Source organism: Aeromonas sp. SrichE-2G (assembly GCF_017939565.1).
GTDB classification, from domain to species: Bacteria; Pseudomonadota; Gammaproteobacteria; order Enterobacterales; family Aeromonadaceae; genus Aeromonas; species Aeromonas taiwanensis.
The window spans coordinates 1329751-1349565 of sequence record NZ_JAGKRG010000004.1; the positions used below are offsets into that span (position 1 = coordinate 1329751).

A 19815-nucleotide genomic window follows, 5' to 3' on the forward strand; every position below is an offset into this window, starting at 1 on the left:
CAGTGGGTGGTCATGGGTTGCCACGAGGCAGGCCTTCCTGGCTTGGGGGGTATTGGAAAATGAGGTAACGGTTCCGCCGTCTGTCGTGGTGGCCATCTCTGCTCTCCTTAACTTCAGATTTTCAGATTGCCTCCATGGCAACCTGTTCGCGCACTTGGCAACTATCGGGGTTATTTCACCAGCAGTTGCATTTCCTTGATCTTGACCGCTATCCCGGTCAGACAGCCCTCTTGTTCCCGTCTCATCACCTGCCCGCAGCAGCGCATCGTCATGACGCCGTGAGTCATGCCCATGTCGAGCTCGAAGCAGACGTCGCAGTCAGTCATGGCCGCGGCCTCGAGTTGCAGGTAACAGCCGCCGATGCTGATGTCCCGGGTGTAGCCCGTCTGGCCCGAGAGCCGGATTGGCAGCACCGCCGCGACGCGCTCATGCCGACGAGCATTGGTGTGGGTTGGCGTTGTCATGCAGATAGCCTAGGTCAGGGGCTTGCGCCGAAACATGGAAAAATCCGACCGATTTATACGGGACAAAGTGCTGTTTGACTTAGGACAAAACCAGGATATTTCGACTAGTTTAAGAGGGGGAAACTGTTGTCAGGCTGGATGCCTGTCACATCGTTGTCAGCGCTTGGAGAGCCGGGTATGGACGCCATCATCGAGGTGATCTTGGTCTGCGACTTGCCGATAGTCGCATGGGGGTTGTGCGGGGCGATCAATACGATGCCCGGCGAGATGAAGGTGATCGCCTGTGTGGCCGATCCCGCCGAGGCCGCGCAGTGGATAGCGCCGGGCAAGACCTATGTCGTTTTGTTCGATCTGGACGGCAACAATGGCATGGAGCAGATCTCCTCCTTGCTCTCTGGCACCCAGGTGCGCGTGCTGACCATTGCTACCACGGAGGACATGGATCTGCAGGACAGAGCAGTATTGGCCGGAGCCTGCGGTGCCATCAGCAAGCGAGAGTCGGTCGAGGTGCTGTGCAAGGCCATCCGCAAGGTGCATGGAGGAGAATACTGGGTGGATCGCGCCGCGACCGAGCGCATTTTGATGACCATTGCGCGGGAGAGGGGGGCGAGTCATGCCGAGCAGGCAAAGATTGCGCGGCTGACCCGCAAGGAGAGGCAGACCATCGTCGCCATCACTCTGGGCCTGGATGCGAGCACGCTGGAGATCGCCGCGCGTCTGAACATCAGTGAGCACACTCTGCGCAACCACCTGACGTCCATCTACACCAAGCTGGGGGTGCGCAATCGCATGGGGCTCTATGCCTATGCGCAGAAACATGCGTTGACGGAATAGGAGCGCTGGCCCGGGAGGCCCGTCAAGGTCGCATGGCTCACGGTAGCCGCCGCACTCTGATCCGGACTGTGCAAAGGAGGTTGTTCCCTGCACTGCGGGCTGTCGGGCAGGGCCTTGGCAAGGAGGGCAATCAGGGGATGAACGAGGGGAGAGGTATCCCCCCTCAGAGTTCGTGGGCGTGAAATCCCTTGCGATAGCGGGCTTCACAGCGCGGGCAGCGCTGCAGGGTGGGATCCAGATCAAGCTGGTCGATGTCGAGCGGCTCCTCGCAGTCGGAGCAGAGCCCATAGAGTCCGAGATCCATCTGGCAAAGCGCGGCGTCGAGCCGCTTGAGGCGCGCCACACTCTGCGCCACCTTGGGCAGATCGAGACGACTGGTCAGATCCACCAGTTGATCCCGCTCGCAATTCTCCACCTTCTGTGCCCAGTCGTCTTGTCGACAGGCCTTGAGCTGACCCATCAGCTCTTCTCTTGTTTGCGCCCAGTCGGTCAGAAGGCGCTCATGCCATTCGGCCAACCGGGCTTGCGTCACTTCACACACTGCAGCCCCCAAAGACGAGTCATAAAACCCGGCCAGTATAGGGAAAGAAGCAGTTTATCAAGATGACATGAGTCAAGTTAACCGTGCTTTAGCGCGTTTTTCCGGCTGCGGTTGCGGCTTGCCGGCGAGCACGTAGAGCACCCCCACCACCAGGCAGACGACGCCAATCAGGGTACTCATGGGGGGCATGGCCCCGCGCAGCATGAAGGCGTAGAGCAGCCCCGCCAGAGTCTCGAATACGATGAGCGGCCCGACCAGCACGGTCGGCAGGCGCTGGCTCGCCTCGTTCCAGCACAGTGTGCCGAGCCAGGAGCAGAAGAGCCCCACCGCCCCCATCAGCAGCACGAAGCGCAAAGGCGTCGGCCCGAAGGGCAGGGGGAACTTCGGCGCACTCAGGGCCAGGTGACCGAGGCTGCCGAGGTAGGCGATGAGCGCCACCGGCAGGGTCACCAGCCCCTGGGCGGTAGCCCATACGGCCGGGCTGCGGCCCGGGTGTGCGCGTAGCCAGCGGGCGTTGCGCAGGGGATACCAGGTCCAGCAGAGCACGGCGGCCACCGCCAGGGCGAGCCCGAACAACTGCTCGGTGCGCGCCTCGGCGTGCCAGGTCAGCTCGGCGCGGTTAACCAGATAGAGGCCGGCCCCCATCAGCAGCAGCGCTGGGTAGAGGCGGGCACGGGAGAGGCGCCCGTCCCGCTCGCCATAGAAGTGGTTGGCGGCCAGGGCGGTGACCACAGGCAGGGTGCCGATGATCATGGCCGCCAGGGGCGAGCCGATGCGCAAGATGGCCCCCGACAGGCAGAAGTAATAGATGAGGTTGCCCACCAGGGTGAGGGCGAGGGCCTCGCGCCAGTCGCTGGGCGAGAGGGCTGCGAGGCGTTTGCGGGCCCGCCAGGCGAGCGGCAGCACGATAAGGCCGAAGGCGAGGTAGCGGCCGCTGGCGAGCAGGGCGGGAGGGTAGCCGTCCACCAGCAGGGGGGCGACGAAGATGAGCCCCCACATCAGGCCGGCCAGCAGGGCAAACAAGACTCCGAGCAACATGATCACGTATCCAATGGAGAAGAAGGAGGTCAGCCTAGCAGGCGGGTGGGGCCGCGTATTGAACCAGATTGCGCTTTAACGGCCGGCCTGCACCTGTTTCTGGTAGCGCACCGGGGTGGTGCCATAGCGGCGCAGGAAGGCGCGGTTGAGGTGCGACTGATCGGCCAGGCCGCAGGCGGCGGCCACCTCGGCGGCGGGCAGACCGGCGGCCAGCCACCCCTTGGCGCGCTGCAGACGGATGGCCATCAGCATCTGCTGGGGAGTGACGTGAAAGCGGGCCTTGAAGCTGCGCTGGAAGTGGTAGGGACTGAGGTTCACCGCTCCTGCCAGCTCGGCCAGAGTAATGGGGCGGGCGAAGTACGCCTGCATATAGTCGATGGCACGGCCCAGGGGGTGGGCCGCTTCGCGCGGTGCCGCCAGGGCCCGGGCATGGGGGCGCAGGGTCTCGCACACGTTGAGCAGCAGGCCGTCGGCGGCGAGTTCGCTGTCGCAGTGCCAGAGGGCGTCGAGGGCCGCCTGCAGGACGGGCGCGGCGCGCGGGTCGCTGAGTACCGCCTCGGCGAAGTGCCATCCGCGCTCGCCGCTGATGGCCTCGAGTCGATCGGCGGGCAGATAGAGCATGCGGTAGCGCCATCCCTGCTCGCAGGCGGCCTCGCCCGTGTGCAGTTCATCGGGGTTCATCAGCACCAGGCTGCCGGGGCCCGCCAGGAGCTGGCTGCCGCGATAGCGAAAGCGCTCGGCACCGCACTCGATGACGCCGAGACCAAACCCCTCGTGGCTGTGGGGATCGAAGATGTGGTGCTGGATGTGGGCGCGGTAGAGCTCGGTAGCAGGCTGCCCCGGCAGGGCGCGAAAATCGGCCCTGTCGTGCTGATGGGTAAAGTTGACCGGTACGCCCTGCATCCTGACCTCCTGTCACCGTGCCGATATCATAAGCCGCCGGGTGGCGGCAGCCAAGACTAGGCCCGGGCGGCGCACTCGCGCTCGAGGGCGGCGCGGATCTCGTCCGCGGTCTTGATGGTGCGGATGCGGCGAAACAGCTCGTCGGCCTGGGGGTATTCCCGCACTATGTAGGAGAACCACTGCTTGATGCGGCTGGGGTAGTAGTCGGCCTTGTCGCTCGCCAGATCCTGCTCGGTATAGGTCACCATCAGCTGCAAGACCTCGTCCCAGCTCATGTGGGCACACCCCGTTTTCATCACGTTGGCGAGGTTGGGCAGGGAGATGGCACCCCGGCCCACCATGAGGGCATCGCAACCGGAGACCCGGGCGCAGGTCAGGGCATCGGCATGGTTCCAGATCTCGCCGTTGGCGGTGACGGGGATGGGCAGGGCGCGGCGAATGGCGTCCACGTACTCCCAGTGGGCAGGTGCCTTGTAGCCTTCGCGCTTGGTGCGGGCATGGACGGCCAGCTCGTCGGCCCCCCCCTGATAGACGGCCTGGGCATTGTCCAGATAGAGTTCCTTGTCATCGTACCCCAGGCGGATCTTGGCGCTCACCGGCAAGTGGGCGGGAATTGCCTCACGCACCGCCTTGACGATGCGATAGACGGTCTCGGGCTCCTTGAGCAGCACGGCGCCCCCCTTGCTCTTGTTGACCGTGGGGGCGGGGCAGCCGAAGTTGAGATCGACCCCGGGAGAGCCGAGCTCGATGGCGCGCACCGCGTTTTCTGCCAGCCATTCGGGATGCTGGCCCAGCAGTTGCACCCGCACCGGGGTGCCGGCACGGGTCTTGCCATCCTGCTTGAGCTCGGGGCAGAGGCGATGGAAGACCTTGGCGGGCAGCAGCTGATCGACTACCCGGATGAATTCGCTGACGCAGAGGTCGTAATCGTTGACGGAGGTAAGCACCTCCCGCATCAGGTGATCCAGCACCCCCTGCATGGGGGCCAAAATAACGCGCATAGCTGCTTCCGAAGACAAGGGGAGAAAAAAGAGCGCAGATTGTAGTGGCAATGGCGGGTGTTGTCAGCCGCCTGCCCACTCGATGAGCCCAATCGACTGCCGTTGCATGGGCCAGGCTGTCAGCTTTTGGGCCAACTCTGTTAGGCTAAAGGCAGAGATAGATTTCAGAGGAGTACCCATGAAACGCTGGTGTCTGATGGCCCTGGGCTGGCTCGCCTTCGCCACCGGGATACTCGGGATAGTCCTGCCCCTGTTGCCGACCACCCCCTTCATGCTGCTGGCGGCGGCACTCTTTGCCCGCTCGTCTCCCCGGTTTCACAGCTGGCTGCTGGCCCATCCCTGGTTCGGGCCCCCCATTGAGGACTGGCAGCTGTATCGCGGCATTCGCCGCCATGCCAGACGTCGGGCCATCATCTTCATCCTGATCTCCTTCTCGGTGTCACTGCTGGTCGTGCCGCTGCCCTGGGTGAGGCTGCTGCTCGTTGTCATAATGGTGATCCTGCTCACCTGGTTGATGCGCGTGCCGGTGCTGGAGCCAGTTGCAATGAAGAAGTGAAATCCCTAAGCTATTGCGGCAATAATGCTATGGAGTCGGCCTGTCATTGTTTGCATGACGGGCCTTTTTATTGCCCGCTGGCGGGCATTGCAATAGCCGCCACGTCTGGGCGCAAAAATAAGCGGTCAAATAATGAATCCGGATACCCTGAAGTTTATCGAAGCGAGCATCAAGACCATCCCCGACTATCCGAAGCCGGGCATCCTGTTTCGCGACATCACCAGCCTGATCGAGAACGCCGAGGCCTTCAAGGCCACCATCGATCTGCTGGCCGACCATTATCGTGATCAAGGGATCACCAAGATTGTCGGCACCGAGGCCCGCGGCTTCATCTTTGGCGCACCGGTCGCCTACGCCATGGGGCTGGGGTTCGTGCCGGTACGCAAGCCGGGCAAGCTGCCCCGCAGCGTCATCGAGGAGTCCTATGCCCTCGAGTACGGTACTGACACCCTGCAGCTGCACACCGATGCCATCGTGCCCGGTGACAAGGTGCTGGTCGTGGACGATCTGCTGGCCACCGGCGGTACCGTCGATGCCACCGTCAAGTTGATCCGCCGTGCCGGCGGGGAAGTGGCGGATGCCGCCTTCATCATCTCCCTGCCGTCCCTCGGTGGCGATGCCCGCCTGACCGCCGCTGGCGTCAAGGTGGTCTCTCTGGTGGAACTCGCGGGCGCCTGAGCCGCGAAGGTGCGTGACAGGCAGGCTTCGTCACGCTGCCATCTGCCGACAACCGGTGCCTGAACGGGCACCGGTTTGAAAATCAAGCGATCCCTCCCAAGGCGGCCGATAGGCCATACAGCCAGCCCCCCATTTGTGTTAGCATCCTGCCTCAATGCCTCGTTTTCCAGCATCGAGATCTATGAGCTATCAGGTTCTGGCGCGTAAATGGCGCCCCCATACGTTTGAACAAGTGGTAGGCCAGCAGCATGTGCTGACCGCCTTGACCAACGCCCTGGATCAGGGTCGGCTTCATCACGCCTATCTGCTGAGCGGGACCCGCGGGGTGGGCAAGACCACCATCGCCCGCATCCTGGCCAAGAGCCTCAACTGCGAGCAGGGGATCAGCAGCCACCCGTGCGGCGTGTGCGACACCTGTCGCGAGATCGATCAGGGCAACTTCGTCGACTTGCTGGAGATCGACGCGGCGTCCCGTACCAAGGTGGAAGATACCCGCGAGCTGCTGGACAACGTCCAGTACCGCCCGGCCCGTGGCCGCTTCAAGGTGTACCTCATCGACGAAGTGCACATGTTGTCGCGCCACAGCTTCAACGCCCTGCTCAAGACCCTGGAAGAGCCGCCCCCCTATGTGAAATTCCTGCTGGCGACCACGGATCCCCAGAAACTGCCTATCACCATCCTCTCGCGCTGCCTGCAGTTTCATCTCAAGAGTCTGGATCAGACCCAGATCGCCAGGCAGCTCGAATGGGTGCTGGACCAGGAGGGTCAACCCTTCGAGCCACGCGCCCTGCTGGCTCTGGCCAAGGCGGCGGACGGCAGCATGCGCGATGCCCTGAGCCTGACGGATCAGGCCCTGGCCCACGGCAACGGCAGCGTGCGGCTGGACAGCGTGCTCACCATGCTGGGCACCCTCGATCATCACCACCTGCACCAGCTGCTGGAGGCCATCCTGCGCCAGGATGCCCCGGCTACCATGGCCAAGATCACCGAGATTGCCACCCTGGGGCCGGATTTTGATCAGCTCCACGCCGAGCTGGAAGCCCTGCTTCACCGGGTGGCCATGGCGCAGCTGCTGCCGGCCAGCGTGCAGGAGCAGGGGGCGGATGCCGATGCCCTGCTGCAGCTGGCCCGGGCCATGAGCCCGGAAGAGGTGCAGCTCTGCTATCAAATCGTGCTGGGGGGGCGCAAGGATCTGCCCTGGGCCCCTGATGGGCGTACCGCGCTGGAGATGACCTGCCTGCGGATGCTCGCCTTCTCGCCGCGCCGTGAGGTGATGCATCCTGCCAACCTGACGGCCTTGCCGCCAGCCATGGCCGGGCAAGTCCCCTCAGCGGCGGGGAGGGAGGCAGTATCGACCCTGCTGGGAAAGCCTCAAGGGGCTGAGCCGGCCCCGCACGGGGGGAGCCTGCCGCCGGCCGAGACCGTGATGCCTGCCCCACAGGCTGATGCCATTGCTTCCCCGGTGGCAGCGCCCGCCATCGAAACGGCCGAAGCGACTCCTGTTCCCGTCGACGCCGACGAGGAGAGCGCACGCCTGTTTGCCGAGCAGGAAGAGCTGCTGCAGGAGGCGGCGGGCATGGGTTATGAGGCCGCCACCCGCGAGCCGGTCGGCGCAGCCCCGCAGCCCCAGGCAGAGCTTCACGAGGAAATCCCCGCAGCACAGGCAGTGCCCGAGACCGCCGCACCGGTCGAGTCTGCCGAGCCCCAGGGGATCTCCAGCATGCAGAGCCTGCTCGGCAAGCGCAATCTGCTGCGCAGCCGGCTGCGAGGCGAGGTCGCGACGGCGCCATCGACCCCTTCACGGGTGGCACCGGTCAAGCCGGCTCCCCAGCGCCAGGCCGAGGTGCCACCGGCGCCCCAGGTGACGCCGGCCTCAGCAGCTCAACCAGCGCCTTTGGGAGGTTATGACGATCTTCCCCCTCTCGATGCCTATGACGAGGGGGGCAACGACTATGAAGAGTACCTGGCCCAGGGCTTTGGCGAGCCGAGTGCACCGGCAGTGGCGCCAGCCTCGATGCGTCCCGCGGAGACGTCTCCCCAGGGAGATGATCTGCCACCCTGGGATCTGGACGGCGCACCGGCTCAGCGGGTGGCGCCGGCGCCGCGGCCCGTGGTACCCGAGTTGCCGAGAGGCCCCGAGCTGCCGGGCGAACCCGAGCCGCAGCCTGCCCCTGTGATGGAGACCATCGACTGGGATGCGCTGGAGAGTGACGAGCAACCCGAGGAGGAGGGGGAGGTCGCCCGCCTGATCCCCTCTTCCCTGCTGGTCAACTGCGGCGACCCCTGGGCCGAACTCATCGCCCGTACCGGGGTGGGCGGCCGGCTGCGTCAGCTGGCCATCAACGCCGTGATGACCTTCGAGGGGGATCGGGTATCGCTCCTGCTCAAGCCCGAGCAGCGCCATCTGGTGAGTGACAAGGCCCGCGCCGATCTGGCCGAGATCATCGGCCCCGAACTGGGTGGGGCCGTGAATATCGAGGTGACTCTCGGCACGGATCCCGAGCGGGAGACGCCGCTCGAGATAGAGCACCGCCTCTATCTCGGGGTGCGCGAGCAGGTGAGCCGGGATCTGGCGGCCGATCCCAACGTACAATTCTTGCAGCAGCGCTTCGGCGCCGTGCTCCATCCCGAGAGCATCGAGCCCCTGAGTCGCTGAGCGGCGATGAAAAAACCGTGCCGGGGGCTGCCCCCCGGTTGAAAAGATCTTTGGCTGCCCCCATTTAGGGCAGATGAACCCACAGCCCGGCGCTGGATGCCGGATTTCAAGACGAGAGACGATCTATGTTTGGTAAAGGTGGAATGGGTAACCTGATGAAACAGGCCCAACAGATGCAAGAGCGCATGCAGAAAATGCAAGAGCAGCTGGCCCAGATGGAAGTGGTCGGCGAAGCTGGCGCCGGCATGGTCAAGGTGACCATGGCGGGCAGCCACAGCGTGCGTCGTATCGAGATCGATCCCAGCCTGATGGAAGATGACAAGGAGATGCTGGAAGACCTGGTCGCCGCGGCCGTCAACGATGCCGTGCGCCGGGTGGAAGAGCAGAACAAGGCCAAGATGGGCGAGCTGACCGGCGGCATGCAACTGCCTCCGGGCTTCAAGATGCCGTTCTGAGGATCTCATTACTGTTGAGTCAAGAGGCTATGCCTCGTGGCTCTGTTGGATAGAGAGGTACGCCGCCCCGCATCAGGGGTAGCTGAGCCTCGTCATGACGCAGCGGATACGGTTTGCCCCGTCCCCGCTGCGTTTTGTTTTTACCCCATCCTGCCCGGGCAGTGACCGAGCTCGCCTCTGCACGGCAAACGTCCCTTCTCGAACCTGCTTCGCCGTATCGTTGCCCCTGCTGACTTGTCCTGTGCCTTGCACCCCGCGGGCATGCTTCACTCTCTTGCGCGCTGGTTTGAGGAGCGCCTGACTCACCTGGTCGGGAGGGGACCGTAAGCATACTCCCGCCCCGCTAATGCACACCTGGTGGGGGAAATCTTCTCTTGCAGACGCCTCGGGAGTAGGGGAGTAACCGAGCCGTGGCCCAACAAGGACCCCGGTTACCCGGGGCCGGTGTCAGGCTACTTGCTGCTCTGGACAGTGGTGTAGCTGTTGATCAGGTTGCGATAGTCGGGGATGTGGTTGGCGAACAGGGTACCCAGCCCCTCCACATCGTTGCGCCAGTCCCGGTGCAGTTCACAGGCGGCGCCAAACCAGGTCATCAGCTGCGCGCCGGCGGATGACATGCGATCCCAGGCCGAGTGACGGGTGATCTCGTTGAACGTTCCCGAGGCATCGGTGATGACAAACACCTCGTACCCCTCCTCGAGTGCGGACAGGGCCGGGAAGGCCACGCACACCTCGGTGACGATGCCGGCGATGATCAGCTGTTTCTTGCCGGTGGCCTTGACCGCCTTGACGAACTCCTCGTTGTCCCAGGCATTGATCTGCCCGGGGCGGGCAATGTAAGGGGCATCCGGGAAGGTCTCTTTGAGTTCCGTCATCAATGGGCCGTTGGGCCCGTTTTCGAAACTGGTGGTCAGTATGGTGGGCAGCTGGAAATACTTGGCCGTCGCGGCCAGCGCCAGGACATTGTTGCGAAACTTGTCCGGTTCGATGTCGCGCACCAGGGAGGAGAGACCGGCCTGGTGATCCACCAGCAGCACGGCAGCGTTGTGCTTGTCGAGTTTGACGTAGGGCTTGTTCATGACTTTTCTCCAGGTTTGTTGGTCAGGTCATTTACGGTGGTTGCAGCACACTCTGTGCTTGGCCGTTCGATCGTTTCCGCCGCGTTATCGAGGGGCAGGCCAGCCAGCACAGGGGCCAGTGTGGTGTCCGTGTCATCTTGGCTATGCCGGATCTGGCACCGCCGACATGGACGGGGCTGATCACTGTGCCCCTGTTGCCGGACTCGGGGTTCAGCGCCCGATCTGGCCGAAACGGCCGCTGTTGTAATCATTGATGGCTTGCACGATCTCTTCCTGGGTATTCATGACGAAGGGACCGTGACCGACGATGGGTTCATTGAGGGGGGCGCCATTGAGCAGCAACAGCGTCGTCTCCTCCTCGACCTCCATCACGAGTTCCGTGCCGCGGCGTTCCATGACCGCCAGTTCGGCGGCGCGAACCGGGTGACGGTCGCCAAGACGGATGGCCCCTTTGAGCACGAACAGGGCGGTGGTATGCCCCTGCGGCAAGGAGAGTGTGACCCTGTGATGGGCGTGCAGGCGCAGGTCCCAGACGTTCATCGGGGTGAAGGTGCGGGCAGGGCCAGCGGCCTCGCCGAAGCGCCCGGCGATGATGCGCGCTTCGCCAGCACCATGAGGCAAAGCTACCCGAGGGATCTCACCTGCGGTGATGCCCTGGTAGCCGGGGGGCGCCATCTTGTCACGGGCGGGCAGGTTCACCCACAGCTGCACCATCTCGAAGGTGCCACCAGTCCTGGCAAAGTCCGGGCTGTGGTACTCCTCATGGATGAGGCCGGATGCGGCCGTCATCCACTGCACGTCCCCCGGCCCTATGGTGCCGCCACCTCCCGAGGAGTCTCTGTGCGAGACGCCGCCGTCATAGACGATGGTCACCGTTTCGAACCCGCGGTGAGGATGCTGGCCGACCCCGAGCCGATGAGACGTGGCCGGAAACGTGGCCGGGCCCGCGTAGTCCATCATCAGGAAGGGGGAGATCTCTTCGGCGATGTCGTGGTAGGAGAAGATGTTCCTCACGGGGAAGCCGTCCCCCACCCAGTGCTGCCCATTGCTGCGCTTGATAAATGCCAGTTCTTTCATCTCGGTCTCTCCGTTGAAGCGATGACACCAGTGTAGGAAGTGGTCATCTGTCCAACTAGATGGTTAAATCAGAAAACACTTTCTATTGAGTTGGAAGATGGACTTCAATCAGGTCGTTGTATTCGTCAAGGTCGTGCAGGCCGGGAGCTTCAGTGCCGCAGCACGTCTGCTGGGGCTGCCGACCTCAACGGTCAGCCATCGGGTGGCCATGCTGGAGGCGCGCCTGGGCGTCACGCTCTTGCAACGGACGACCCGTCGTCTGCATCTGACCGAGGCCGGACAGATCTATTTCGAGCACGCGTCGGCCGGGTTGGTGCATGTGTTCGATGCCGAGGCTGCCATGAGCGAGTCGCGGGAGGAGCCCTGCGGATTGCTGCGGATCACGGCTCCCGTTGATATCGGCGATCAGATCCTGTCGTCACTCCTGGGGCAGATGCGCAGCCGGTGGCCAAAGGTCGACGTGGAACTGGTGCTGATGAACCGCTACGTGGATCTGGTCGCGGAAGGCGTCGATGTCGCCATCCGCACCGGCCCTCTCAAGGACTCGACGCTGATCGCCAGGCCGGTGGGCGTTGCACGCTGGGCACTGTTCGCGAGCCCGGATTATCTTGCCGGTGCGGCGGCGATAGAGGCACCTCAGGCGCTGCGACACCATGCCTGCCTGCAGTTCACCTCCCTGGGCAAAGAGTCCTGGGATCTTCAGGACGAGGCCGCCAACAGCGTGACCGTCCCTTTGTCACGGCAGACGCTGATCAACGATGTCGGTTTGATCATGACCATGGTGCTGGCTGGTGAGGGGGTGGCACTCTTGCCGTCATATCTGTGCCGCCAGGCTTGCGATGAGGGGAGACTGGTGGCTGTTCTTCCCCAATGGCAGGGGAAGGCCGATCCTATCCATATCGTCTATCCAAGGCAGCGTTTCATGCCGCCCAGATTACGTGCCTTTGTGGATCTCGCCACGATCACGTTGCGAAAATGGCTCGAGTGACGTCTCAACTTGCCCATTAACAACAAAGCGCCTGATGGCGCTTTGTTGTTTTGGGTCTGATTGCTTAGCCAAGCCAGCCGATGGCCAGGGCGAGCCGGCCGCACAGGGCGGCGAGGAAGATGCCAAGCAGGGTGCGCAGCAGCCAAATAACCACCAGCTGCCCCACGCTCACCGGGATCCGGGTCGCCAGGATGCAGGGGATGGAGGCGGAGAAGAAGAGCACCGAGCTCACCGAAACCACGGCGGTCACATAGCGCACCAGCAAGTCCGCATCCTTGAGCAGGATGGCGGGCAGGAACATCTCCGCCAGCCCGGCCGAGAGAGCCCGCGCAGTCTCCAGGGGTTCACCGAGGGCCAGCAGCCAGGTCAGGGGCCACAGCAGCCAGCCCAGCAGATCGAACAGCGGGGTGTGCTGCGCCAGCAGCAGGCCCAGCAGGCCGACCGACAGTATGGTGGGCACCACGGCGGCGGCCATCTGCAGCCCGTCTTTGAGGTTGTCCCTCAGCTGCTTGAGCACGGGATCCGCCTGGCTGGACTGGGCCAGACCGCAGGCGAGGGCGGCTTGCAAGCGACTCTGGCCGACAGGTAGCGGCTCGTCGGTTTCCCCCTCATCGTTCATGGTGCTGATGGGGGGAATGCGGGCCAGGATGGCAGTGATAACGAAAGTGATCACCAGGGTGGACCAGAAGTAGAAGTTCCAGTGACCCATCAGGTTGAGGGTCTTGGCCACGATGATCATGAAGGCGGCGGAGACGGTGGAGAAACCGGTGGCGATGATGACGGCTTCCCGCACCGTGTACTTGCCCGCCAGGAAGACACGGTTGGTGATGAGCAGGCCCACCGAGTAGCTGCCCACGAAGGAGGCGACTGCATCGATGGCGGAGTGGCCGGGCGTGCGCCACAGGGGGCGCATCACGGGCTGCATCAGCACGCCGATGAGCTCAAGCAGGCCAAAGCCGAGCAGGAAGGTGAGCGCCATGGCCCCGATGGGCACGATGAGGCCCACCGACATGGCGAGCTTGTCAAACAGGAAGGGCAGCCTGTCCGGCGTCATCAGCCAGGCGGGCCCGATGTTCGCCACGTACATGATGGCCAGCACCAGGCCGAGCACCTTGAACAGGCTCAGCACCCGATCGATGGGACGGGCGCGCCAGCGGCCATCCAGCAGGGGAGTGATGGCACCGTAGGCGATGATCAGCAGAATGATGCCAAGGGCAACAGGGCGCTGCGCTATCAGGGCGCCGGCCAGGTGATCCACCAGTATGGTGCTGCGGCCCCCCAGTTCGAAGGGCACGAAAAAGATGGCGATGCCGAGCAGACTGGTCAGCAGCAGCTTGAGGCCAGCCCCGGCACCTGCCGGTGCCGTGAGTACGCGTTCAGGTTCCATTTCCTCTCCTTGTGGTCCACATGGTTCAACTCCGTTGATGGCTGAATTTGTATATACAATAACGAGTGCCATCGGGAATGGAAATAGGAAAGAAACAAAAACCAAACATGGTGGAAACATTTAATTCATATGAATCCAGGGTAAGGAGGAGGGGGATGTCGGCAGCGTGTAAGCAGGTGGCAGACTTATCAATCACGCATTTAAGTGCGTGACAGTATGTGCGGGAGCTGGCGGGTATCACAAGTAAAGAGCCCTAAAGCGACCGGTTCTAAGGAAAACCTGAGCCATGACACGTCTTTTTTCACTCTTTTCATGAATGGACGTTATTCATGACCATTAATCAATTGGTCATAAAGGCTTTATTCATTTGACTACTTTTCGAGTTTCTCATTGCAGAGTAAGATGCCCCTTCAATAAAAATAAGAATTAGGAGTTCGGGTGTGAAGGCATTAGAGAAAGAAAGGATATCGCCCTATATCAGCCAGTTATATGAGTGCGGTATTAATGATTCTGACATTAAGCTGGTCGTGGACCAATTTCGTGCGGATGTGTCCTGCAGTTCGTCCCTGTTTTTATTGCGGGACGATGACAAGAGCGACGGAATAAAGCTTTTTTCCAGCGGTCTGACCGAGGCCCAGCAGCAGTTCTATGTGCAACACCATCGCCAGGATGTGTGGTTCAATCATTATCTGGACAAAGGCTGCCAGGGGATCGTCAGTGCCAATACCCTCTCGAACTCCGTGGGGCTGCTGGCCAGTTTCGGCGCCCAGTTCGCGGCGGGGGGGGTCTGTCAGGTCAAGGGACGGGGGCTTAGCAGCCTGTGCAGCTACCGTGGGGCGGCGCAGGAGGATTTCAGCAGTCAGGAACTCACGTCCCTCTCCGAAATCTATTCCGGTCTTGCCGCCTGGAGCCACCATTATTGGAATCTGCTGGCCCTGGAAACCCAGAACTACCAGCTGCAGCAGCTGGTGAAAAACCATAATAAGCCCAGCGCCATCATAGATGACAAGGGGCATATCCATTATTCCAATGTGGCATTCAATCGCATCGCCGATGAAAATGTGGAGCTGCGCGCCATCAATGGCATTTTCTCTTTGCAAAATAAAGAGCAGCAACGCCAGCTCAAGGAGATCCTGAGTGGTTTTGCCTATTTGTTGCCGGGAGCAAGCGCCTATATGTCCATTCCCCGTCAGGCCAATCTCAGGCCGCTGCTGATCCAGTGTTCCCTGATGAGCGGCCTGAGCCGGTTCGAGCGCTATGTGGAGGTGGTGCTGCGAGACCCCGAGCACTCCTTCAACCCCGATATCGAGGCGCTGGCCAGCCTGTACCCCCTTACCATCGGTGAGAAGGAACTGCTGGTACTGATGAGCAAGGGCTACAGCAGCAACGACATCGCCGAACTGCGCGGGGTCAAGGTGGAAACCGTGCGCTCCACCCTCAAGGGGGTGTTCAAGAAGACCGACTGTCACAGCCAGAACGAGCTGCTGCTCTTGCTGCAATCCATCTCCTGACGGCTGCGAGCTATGCTTGGAGGGAGCCAGGCATAGTGTCCGGCTCTTGCCTCCCCCAGGGGAGGCCTGTTGGGGGAAGCGTCATGGAATCACTCAAAGCAAGGGACTACATGCAGACCAAGCCCATCACGTTCAGCGCGGACATGATGGTGCAAAGCGCAGTCACCAAGTTTCTCAACAGCCATCAGCTGGGCGGTCCAGTGGTGGACAGTCAGGGGCATCTGATTGGCTGGGTATCCGAGCAGGATTGCATCGCCGTCATGCTGAAAGAGGCCTATCACTGTGAACAGGTTGCCCAGGTCAGGGATGTGATGCGCAAGGAGGTGCTGGCGGTGGGCCCCGACACCAGCATCCTGGATCTGGCCGAGATGATGATGGGCCAAAAACCCAAGATCTATCCGGTGGTGGAGGAGGGGCGCCTGCTCGGGGTGATCAGCCGCCACAACGTGATGCAGGCCATTCACGCCCAGCTCGGCACCTGCTTCGTGCACCAGGCCAACGGCTGACACCGGTTGTATGCAAGGAGCAGGCAGGTGCCTGCTCTTTTTATGGCCGGTATTCAGGCTCGCTACCCGTTACGCCTCACTCGCCGCTTTAAGGCTTGCACCGCCCAGCCTCGCTCTTTAGGATCTCCCCCAGCTATCGATATGGCCCTTGATGGGCACTCTTTTAAGGAATTCGTACCTTGTCTCTCTCTATCGAGGCGCTGCGCCGCCGTCTATCTGCTTGCATGAACCTCGACGCCCGCCGTCTCTCCAGCCGTCTGCACGGGGCCAAGAAGCTGCCGGAAGCCAAGCAGGTCGCCGTACTCGAGACCATCGCTGCCGATCTGGATGTGGCCGAGGCGCGCTATCAATCCCGTCTGGCCGGTGTGCCCAGGGTCACCTATCCGGACAATCTGCCGGTCAGCCAGAAGCAGGCGGAGATCGCCAAGGCGATCAGCGAACATCAGGTTGTGATCATCGCCGGCGAAACCGGCTCGGGCAAAACCACCCAGATCCCCAAGATCTGCCTGGCGCTGGGGCGCGGGGTGAAAGGCTTTATAGGCCACACCCAGCCGCGTCGTCTGGCGGCCCGTACCGTGGCGGCCCGTATTGCCGAGGAGATGGAGTCCGAGCTCGGTCACTACGTGGGCTACAAGGTGCGCTTTACCGATCAGGTGAGCGAGCAGACCCACATCAAGCTGATGACCGACGGTATTCTGCTGGCGGAGATCCAGAACGACAGGATGCTCACCCAGTACGACACCATCATCATCGACGAGGCCCACGAGCGCAGCCTCAACATCGACTTCATTCTGGGCTATCTCAAGCAGCTGCTGCCAAAGCGCCCTGACCTCAAGGTGATCATCACCTCGGCCACCATCGACCCGCAGCGTTTCTCCCGCCACTTCAACAAGGCGCCGGTGATTGAGGTCTCAGGGCGCACCTACCCGGTGGAGGTGCGCTACCGCCCGCTCGCCAGTGACAAGAGCGAGGGGTTGGAGGAACGCGACGAGCTGCAGGGGATCTTCGATGCGGTGGAGGAGCTGGCCCGCGAAGGGCTGGGGGACATCCTTATCTTCATGAACGGCGAGCGAGAGATCCGCGATACCGCCGATGCCCTGCGCAAGCTCAACCTGCGCGACACCGAGGTACTGCCGCTCTACGCTCGCCTCTCCAACGCCGAGCAGAACAAGGTGTTTCAGCCCCACGCCGGACGGCGCATCGTGCTCGCCACTAACGTGGCGGAGACCTCGTTGACGGTGCCAGGCATTCGTTACGTCATTGACCCGGGCACTGCCCGTATCAGTCGCTACTCCTGGCGCACCAAGGTGCAGCGCCTGCCCATCGAGCCGGTTTCCCAGGCCAGTGCCAACCAGCGTAAGGGTCGTTGCGGCCGGGTGGCGGACGGTATCTGTATCCGTCTCTACTCGGAAGAGGATTTCAACGGCCGCCCGGCCTTCACCGACCCCGAGATCCTGCGCACCAACCTGGCTTCCGTCATCCTGCAGATGCTGGCGCTCGGCCTTGGCAACATGGAGGCGTTCCCCTTCGTCGAGCCGCCGGAGTCGCGCCATATCAAGGACGGTCTGACCCTCTTGAAAGAGCTGGAGGCGGTGCGCGAGCTGCCCGCCACGGGCGATCGCGAAGCCAAGCTGCAGCTGACCGAGACCGGTCGCCAGCTCTCGCGCATCCCTCTTGATCCCCGCCTGGCGAAGATGGTGATCAGTGCCGCGCAAACCGGCTGCCTGAGCGAGGTGATGGTGATCACCGCCGCCCTCAGCATTCAGGATCCTCGCGAGCGGCCCATGGAGAAGAAGCAGGCCGCTGACGAGCAGCACCGACGCTTTGAAGACAAGGAGTCCGACTTCCTCGCCTTTGTGAACCTGTGGAACTACCTGAAAGATCAGCAGGATGCCCTTGGCAGCAACCCGTTCCGCCGTATGTGCCAGAAGGAGTTTCTCTCCTATCTGAGGGTGCGCGAGTGGCAGGACATTCACTTCCAGCTGCGCCAGACGGTGAAAGAGCTCGGCTTCAAGGCCAATGCAGAGCCGGCGGATTTCAAGACGGTGCACTGCGCGCTCTTGACCGGCCTCTTGAGCCATATCGGCAACAAGGATCTGGAGAAGCCGGAGTTCCTGGGGGCCCGCAATGGCCGCTTCCACCTCTTCCCGGCCTCGGGTCTGTTCAAGAAGCCGCCCAAGTGGGTGATGGCCGCCGAATTGGTGGAGACCTCCCGCCTCTACGCCCGCATCAACGCCAGGATCGAACCCGAGTGGGTGGAGCCGCTGGCGGGCCACCTCATCAAGCTGCACCACAGCGACCCCCACTGGTCGAAGAAAAACGGCGCCGTCATGGCCAAGGAGAAGGTGACCCTCTATGGCTTGACCCTGGTTGCCGAGCGCACCATCAACTTCAGTCGCCTCGATCCGGCCCTGTGCCGCGAGCTGTTTATCCGCCGCGCCCTGGTGGAGGGGGATTTCGAGACCCGCCACCGCTTCTTCAGCGACAACCGCAAGCTGCTGGCGGAGGTGGAGGCGCTGGAGCACAAATCCCGTCGGCGCGACATCCTGGTGGATGACGAGGATCTGTTCCGCTTCTACGATGCCCGTTTGCCGGAAGAAATCATCTCTGCCCGTCACTTCGACAAGTGGTGGAAGGAGGCGCAAAAGCAGGACGCCGAGCTGCTCAACTTCGAAAAAGAGATGCTGATGAAGGGAGATGCGGCCCACATCAGCGATCTCGACTACCCCAACTTCTGGCAGCAGGGGCGCCTCAAGCTGAAACTGACCTACCAGTTCGAGCCGGGGGAGGCCGCCGATGGCGTGACCCTGCATATCCCGCTGCCGCTGCTCAACCAGGTGGAGGTGAAAGGGTTCGAGTGGTTGATCCCGGGCTTGCGTCACGAGCTCTTGGTGGCCCTTATCAAGTCGATGCCAAAGCCGATGCGCAAGAACTTCGTGCCGGCCCCCAATTATGCCGATGCCCTGCTCGCCAGCATCCACCCCGAGCAGGGGCCGCTGCTGGATGAGATGGAGCGCCAGCTGCGTCGCATGACCGGCGTGACCGTTCCCCGCGAATCCTGGGATTGGACCGCGGTGCCCGATCACCTGAAACTCACCTTCCGGGTGGTGGACGACAAGCAGAAGAAGGTGGCGGAAGGCAAAGATCTGGAGGCATTGAAAGAGTCCCTGCGCGGCAAGGTGCAGGAGACCCTGTCACAAGTGGCGGACGATGATATCGAGCAGTCCGGTCTCACCCTCTGGAGCTTTGGCGAGCTGCCGAAGGAGTACAGCCAGAAGCGCGGCGGATTCGAGGTGAAGGCCTATCCGGCCCTGGTGGATCAGAAGGATTCGGTCGCCATCCAGCTGGTGGAGAGCCCGGTGGCCCAGCAGCAGCTGATGTGGGCGGGTCAGCGCCGGCTGGTGCTGCTGGGGGTGCCATCTCCCATCAAGTACCTGCAGGAGAAGCTGCCCAACAAGGCGAAGCTCGGGCTCTACTTCAACCCCTTTGGCAAGGTGGCCGAGCTGATTGACGACTGCATCGCCTGCGGCTGCGACAAGCTCATCGAGCAGCATGGTGGGCTCGCCTGGGATGAAGCCGGCTTCGAGGCCCTCAAGGAGTATGTCCGCGCCGAGCTCAACGACGCCGTGGTGGAAGTGGCAAGCCAAGTGGAAGCCGTGTTGACCCTCTCCCACGAGATCAAGAAGCGGCTTAAGGGCAAGATGCAGCTCGACACCGCCTTCGCCATGTCGGACATCCAGCTGCAACTGGACAAGCTGATCCACAAGGGCTTCGTGACCGAGACCGGCTGGCAGCGACTGCCGGATCTCTTGCGCTACCTGCGCGCCATCGAGCGGCGTCTGGAGAAGCTCGCCATCGACCCGAACCGGGACAGGGTCCACATGCTCAAGGTGCAGAGTGTGGAGTCTGAATACAAGGCGCTGCTGGCCAAGATCCCCAAATCCCAGCCGATCCCTCCCGAGGTGGCCAATATCCGCTGGATGATCGAAGAGCTGAGAGTCTCCTTCTTCGCCCAGCAGCTCGGGACGCCTTATCCCATCTCGGATAAACGTGTGCAGAGCGCCATCGCCCAGTGCTAAGCTGCTATCTATCTGTTTTATTGGATAGTAATAAGAACAGAACGGATTAACGGGCAAGGGAG

Annotated in this window: 17 protein-coding genes; 9 read left to right on the plus strand and 8 right to left on the minus strand. The window is 62.4% G+C overall.

Annotated elements, in window-relative coordinates; genetic code table 11:
* Window positions 1-170 precede the first annotated feature (170 nt).
* On the minus strand, window positions 171-464 hold the full coding sequence (locus tag J9885_RS07995) for a PilZ domain-containing protein (protein WP_210548699.1): 294 nt from the start codon (window positions 462-464) through the stop codon (window positions 171-173).
* Between the two features lie 177 nt (window positions 465-641).
* Here J9885_RS07995 and J9885_RS08000 point away from each other — a divergent pair, with 177 nt between their 5' ends.
* Window positions 642-1298 (plus strand): response regulator transcription factor, encoded by a 657-nt coding sequence (locus J9885_RS08000; protein ID WP_043808254.1) that lies wholly within the window; start codon window positions 642-644, stop codon window positions 1296-1298.
* Between the two features lie 163 nt (window positions 1299-1461).
* Here the strand turns inward: J9885_RS08000 and J9885_RS08005 are convergent, their stop codons facing one another.
* From J9885_RS08005 to dusC, 4 genes are all read right to left on the minus strand, one after another.
* Complete coding sequence (locus J9885_RS08005; protein WP_043760602.1) at window positions 1462-1830, minus strand: RNA polymerase-binding protein DksA; 369 nt, start codon at window positions 1828-1830, stop codon at window positions 1462-1464.
* Between the two features lie 81 nt (window positions 1831-1911).
* The gene (locus J9885_RS08010) at window positions 1912-2877 is read right to left on the minus strand and encodes a DMT family transporter (RefSeq protein WP_210548700.1); all 966 of its coding nucleotides are present in this window, start codon (window positions 2875-2877) and stop codon (window positions 1912-1914) included.
* Window positions 2878-2952: 75 nt separating this feature from the next.
* Window positions 2953-3780, minus strand: a complete 828-nt coding sequence (locus J9885_RS08015) for an AraC family transcriptional regulator (RefSeq protein WP_210548703.1) — start codon at window positions 3778-3780, stop codon at window positions 2953-2955.
* A gap of 56 nt (window positions 3781-3836) precedes the next feature.
* Window positions 3837-4781 (minus strand): tRNA dihydrouridine(16) synthase DusC, encoded by a 945-nt coding sequence (dusC, locus tag J9885_RS08020; protein WP_210548705.1) that lies wholly within the window; start codon window positions 4779-4781, stop codon window positions 3837-3839.
* A gap of 178 nt (window positions 4782-4959) precedes the next feature.
* Between dusC and J9885_RS08025 the strand changes: the two genes are divergently transcribed.
* From J9885_RS08025 to J9885_RS08040, 4 genes are all read left to right on the plus strand, one after another.
* Window positions 4960-5337 (plus strand): YbaN family protein, encoded by a 378-nt coding sequence (locus J9885_RS08025; protein ID WP_210548707.1) that lies wholly within the window; start codon window positions 4960-4962, stop codon window positions 5335-5337.
* 132 nt (window positions 5338-5469) lie between these two features.
* Window positions 5470-6015 carry an adenine phosphoribosyltransferase gene (gene apt / locus J9885_RS08030; protein WP_043760588.1) on the plus strand — a complete coding sequence of 182 codons (546 nt, stop codon included), beginning with the start codon at window positions 5470-5472 and terminating at the stop codon, window positions 6013-6015.
* Between the two features lie 181 nt (window positions 6016-6196).
* Window positions 6197-8671 (plus strand): DNA polymerase III subunit gamma/tau, encoded by a 2475-nt coding sequence (gene dnaX, locus J9885_RS08035; RefSeq protein WP_210548709.1) that lies wholly within the window; start codon window positions 6197-6199, stop codon window positions 8669-8671.
* A gap of 125 nt (window positions 8672-8796) precedes the next feature.
* Window positions 8797-9126, plus strand: a complete 330-nt coding sequence (locus J9885_RS08040; RefSeq protein WP_005301028.1) for a YbaB/EbfC family nucleoid-associated protein — start codon at window positions 8797-8799, stop codon at window positions 9124-9126.
* A gap of 452 nt (window positions 9127-9578) precedes the next feature.
* On the opposite strand, the gene ycaC is transcribed toward J9885_RS08040, so the two are convergent.
* Together ycaC and J9885_RS08050 are read right to left on the minus strand one after the other, a co-directional pair.
* Entirely contained in the window at window positions 9579-10205 is a 627-nt protein-coding gene (gene ycaC / locus J9885_RS08045) for an isochorismate family cysteine hydrolase YcaC (protein WP_042077773.1), read from the minus strand.
* A 210-nt stretch (window positions 10206-10415) separates the two neighbouring features.
* Window positions 10416-11282: a pirin family protein gene (locus J9885_RS08050; protein ID WP_134694327.1), complete on the minus strand. Its 867-nt coding sequence runs from the start codon at window positions 11280-11282 to the stop codon at window positions 10416-10418.
* Between the two features lie 97 nt (window positions 11283-11379).
* Here J9885_RS08050 and J9885_RS08055 point away from each other — a divergent pair, with 97 nt between their 5' ends.
* Window positions 11380-12270: a LysR family transcriptional regulator gene (locus tag J9885_RS08055; protein ID WP_210548711.1), complete on the plus strand. Its 891-nt coding sequence runs from the start codon at window positions 11380-11382 to the stop codon at window positions 12268-12270.
* Window positions 12271-12334: 64 nt separating this feature from the next.
* On the opposite strand, the gene J9885_RS08060 is transcribed toward J9885_RS08055, so the two are convergent.
* Window positions 12335-13657 carry a YjiH family protein gene (locus tag J9885_RS08060; protein ID WP_210548713.1) on the minus strand — a complete coding sequence of 441 codons (1323 nt, stop codon included), beginning with the start codon at window positions 13655-13657 and terminating at the stop codon, window positions 12335-12337.
* 440 nt (window positions 13658-14097) lie between these two features.
* Here J9885_RS08060 and J9885_RS08065 point away from each other — a divergent pair, with 440 nt between their 5' ends.
* The 3 genes from J9885_RS08065 to hrpA all read left to right on the plus strand — a co-directional run bounded on the left by J9885_RS08065 (window position 14098) and on the right by hrpA (window position 19753).
* Window positions 14098-15168 carry a LuxR C-terminal-related transcriptional regulator gene (locus J9885_RS08065; protein WP_134694330.1) on the plus strand — a complete coding sequence of 357 codons (1071 nt, stop codon included), beginning with the start codon at window positions 14098-14100 and terminating at the stop codon, window positions 15166-15168.
* An 83-nt stretch (window positions 15169-15251) separates the two neighbouring features.
* Window positions 15252-15674: a CBS domain-containing protein gene (locus tag J9885_RS08070; protein ID WP_043760572.1), complete on the plus strand. Its 423-nt coding sequence runs from the start codon at window positions 15252-15254 to the stop codon at window positions 15672-15674.
* A gap of 179 nt (window positions 15675-15853) precedes the next feature.
* A complete protein-coding gene (hrpA, locus tag J9885_RS08075; protein ID WP_210548715.1) occupies window positions 15854-19753 on the plus strand; it encodes an ATP-dependent RNA helicase HrpA in 3900 nt (1299 codons plus the stop codon).
* Window positions 19754-19815 lie beyond the last annotated feature (62 nt).